Annotated in this window: 1 protein-coding gene and 1 pseudogene; both read left to right on the forward strand. The window is 41.5% G+C overall.

Annotation, left to right across the window (positions count from 1 at the left end):
* Positions 1–3,010, forward strand: a 3,010-nt coding sequence (gene recB, locus H5072_RS15275; RefSeq protein WP_182694004.1) for an exodeoxyribonuclease V subunit beta, incomplete at its 5' end; no start/stop codon positions are given.
* Positions 3,007–3,250 (forward strand): annotated as a pseudogene (locus H5072_RS15280) (exodeoxyribonuclease V subunit alpha); the annotation flags it as partial. The gene recB and the pseudogene H5072_RS15280, both read left to right, overlap by 4 nt.

Here is a 3,250-nt window from a genome sequence, read left to right on the forward strand (position 1 = left end):
CGCTCAAGTGGCGAGTATTTTAAACAAAGCTAATGCGCACATTACACCACAAATAAATTTAGACGATGTGTGGAAAGCCCGTGACGAGTACATAACCCGTGTGCCTGCATTTAAAAAAGCGGTGTTAGAGCAAGAGTTTATCGGTGCTATTAAAAGCTCGGGTTTAAGCGGGTCTAAAACGCCAGCACGAAAAGGTAGCCTTGGTGCGCTTGAAGCATTTTGTTTAGGCGGCGATTTGTTTTTTGAATTTGGCACTAGCAAGTATTCGTTTGAAGTGTGGAGTACAGAAAACTTAAGCGATGTGAGCAATTATAAAAAAAATCAGCCATTATTTGTGCATCCATTACTGAGTCAGTTTGACGAGCTTGCCGCCCTTAACAACACCATAAACCAAGGGCTCAAAATAGCGGTTGTACAACATGCAGCACGCTGGGTAAAAGCCGCAATAGTTAAGCGTAAACAAGAGCAAAGCGTTATCACCCCAGATGACTTATTGACCAATTTACATAGTGCGCTTAATAACGAGCAAGGCGACGTACTAGCGCAAAAAATTGCGCAGTTGTTCCCGGTTGCCATGATTGATGAATTCCAAGATACCGATCCGATTCAGTACGGTATTTTTAGTAAAATTTATGGGCAACAAAATACCACGCTTGCCATGATAGGCGACCCTAAACAAGCTATTTATGGCTTTAGGGGCGCAGATATTTTTACCTATATTGGCGCAAAAGAAGCTGTACAGACTGATCAGCAATTTACGCTGGGTACTAACTTTCGCTCAAGCACCGATATAGTCAATAGCGTTAATAGTTTATTTGGCAAACACGCTAACAGCTTTATTTATAACGACGCCATCCCCTTTAACGCAGTAGCTGCTAAAGGTAAAAAAGCGGAAGACTCTTTTTTAATTGATGGCAAACCCGCGACCGCATTCGAATTTAATGTATTTGTGGATGAAGCCGCAGACGAAAAAAACAAACCAACCAATAAAGGTATAGGGCAAGCGCATTTAGCCACTCACTTTGCTAATAAAATAGTCACCCTGCTTGAAAAAGCAAAACAAGGGGATGCGTGTATTGGCAGTACCCCTGTAAGCGCTGCCGATATTTGTATATTAGTGCGCGACCGTGTTGAAGCGCAAATAATGAAAAAAGCGCTAGGTGATGCCAAAATTTCCAGTGTGTATTTATCGCGCGAGAGCGTTTTTAGCCAAGAGCTTAGCCATCACCTACTTAACTTTTTAACAGCGCTGCATGGACAATATGATGAGTCATTGCTGCGCGGTGTTTTAGCGGGTCCGCTATTTTGTTTAAGTTATAACGAAATACATGCACTCGCTGATGATGAAAATAAATGGCAAGACTACTTAAACTTTTTTGCACAACTTAGCCACATTTGGAACAAGCAAGGCGCTATGGCAATGCTTGAGCGCTTAATGAGCCATAACCAGCTTAGCGCTAAATGGCAAGGGTTAGGATATAACGTTGAGCGTTGGCTGACGGACTTTAGGCACTTGGGCGAAATACTTCAGCAAAAACAAATAGAGCTTGAAGGCACGCTGCGTTTACTGCGATGGTTTGCACAAAAGGTAAGCCAACAAGACGGTGAAACAGTACAAGTACGCCTTGAAAGTGACGCCAACTTAGTTAAAATTGTCACTATGCATGCCTCAAAGGGGCTTGAATACCCTTTGGTATTTATGCCGTTTGCCAGTGGCTATCGCGAAACAAAAGAAGCGCTTTATCATAATAATGGCAAGCTAGTTTACGATTTAAGTAAAGACGAAGATGCCCTTCAAAAAGCAGAACAAGAACGCCTAGCTGAAGATTTACGCCTGCTTTATGTAGCACTTACTCGCGCCGTACATTTTTGTGCGCTTGGTGTTTATAACATTGGGCAAGGACAAAGTAGCCGCTTGGCTATGCAAAGTAGTGCACTTGGGCATGTTTTATTTGCAGGGCTTGAACTTGCCAGTAGCCAAACATGGCGCACGCATTTAAGTGAGTTTTGCGACGCTAACAGCGCGATGAGCTATCAGCAATTTACCTCACAAACATTATTAGAGCAGGGAACACTTTGTTTTAATAACAGTGAAAGTGCGCAGCAAATGTTAAGTGTTAATAAAGTAACGGAAAATATTGAGCGTAACTGGCGAGCAACTAGCTTTAGTGCATTGAGCTTTAAAAAGCACAGCGACCAATTAGCCCCAGGGCGAAGTGATGAAGATCACGAAAAAGACGAGTTTGCAGTGCAAGAGGACGAAATACCATCACCTTATAGTTTTCCTAAAGGGGCAAAGCCTGGTAGCTGTTTACACGAAATATTTGAACAAATAGATTTTACTAGCCCAATAGTTCACCCAACTAATACCGAGCAAAACTTATCTGAAGTAGTTAAGCGCAGCCTTGAAAAGTACCACATAGGTGATCAATGGCGAGAAGTGGCTGAAAAGTGGGTACTTGATGTTCTTGCGTGCCCCCTAGATAACAGTTCTTTAGAAAAAAGCCTTCTTTCATTGGGTGTGCTTACACCCAATGATTGCCTAGTCGAAATGGAGTTTAATTTACCCCTTGAGAGCTTAAGTGCACCTAAGCTAAACGAAATGCTAATTAAACATTTTGGTTTTGCACAAAGTAAGCTTGAGTTTTCGCACGTAAAGGGCTTGTTAAAAGGCTTTGTCGATTTAATATTTTGCTACCAAGGCAAATATTATATTTTAGATTATAAGTCTAATTATTTAGGTAGCACGCCAGCTGATTACGAGAGCGACATGCTTGAGCAAGCGATGAGCAGTCATCAGTATCATTTACAGTATTTAATCTACACGGTAGCGCTGCATCGTTTATTAAAACAACGTATAGCTGATTACTCAATAGAAACCCATTTAGGCGGCGTGTATTACACGTTTTTACGTGGGATGCCGGCAGGGCAAGGCGTGTACTTTAAAAAGCTAACTGAAGAACAAGTGATTATTTTAGATGGCTTATTTAGCCAAGGAGCCATGCTATGAGCGATTTAAATGAGCAACCTGGCTTGTTTGACGATATAGACGAGACACTTAATAATGAAGCCGTAGAGCCTCTTACTTCAAAAAATGTAGCACAAGATGTCCCATTAGAGGACATTGTGTTAAATAATACTATTATCGAAGTCCCGTTACTTGAGTATTTATTAGCAGAAAACCGACTACGTGTGGTTGATGTTAAACTCGCTGAATTACTGTGTGCTAATGACATTGAGCAAACACATA

The sequence above is a fragment of the Pseudoalteromonas sp. SR45-5 genome, assembly GCF_014163565.1.
GTDB lineage: Bacteria > Pseudomonadota > Gammaproteobacteria > Enterobacterales > Alteromonadaceae > Pseudoalteromonas > Pseudoalteromonas distincta.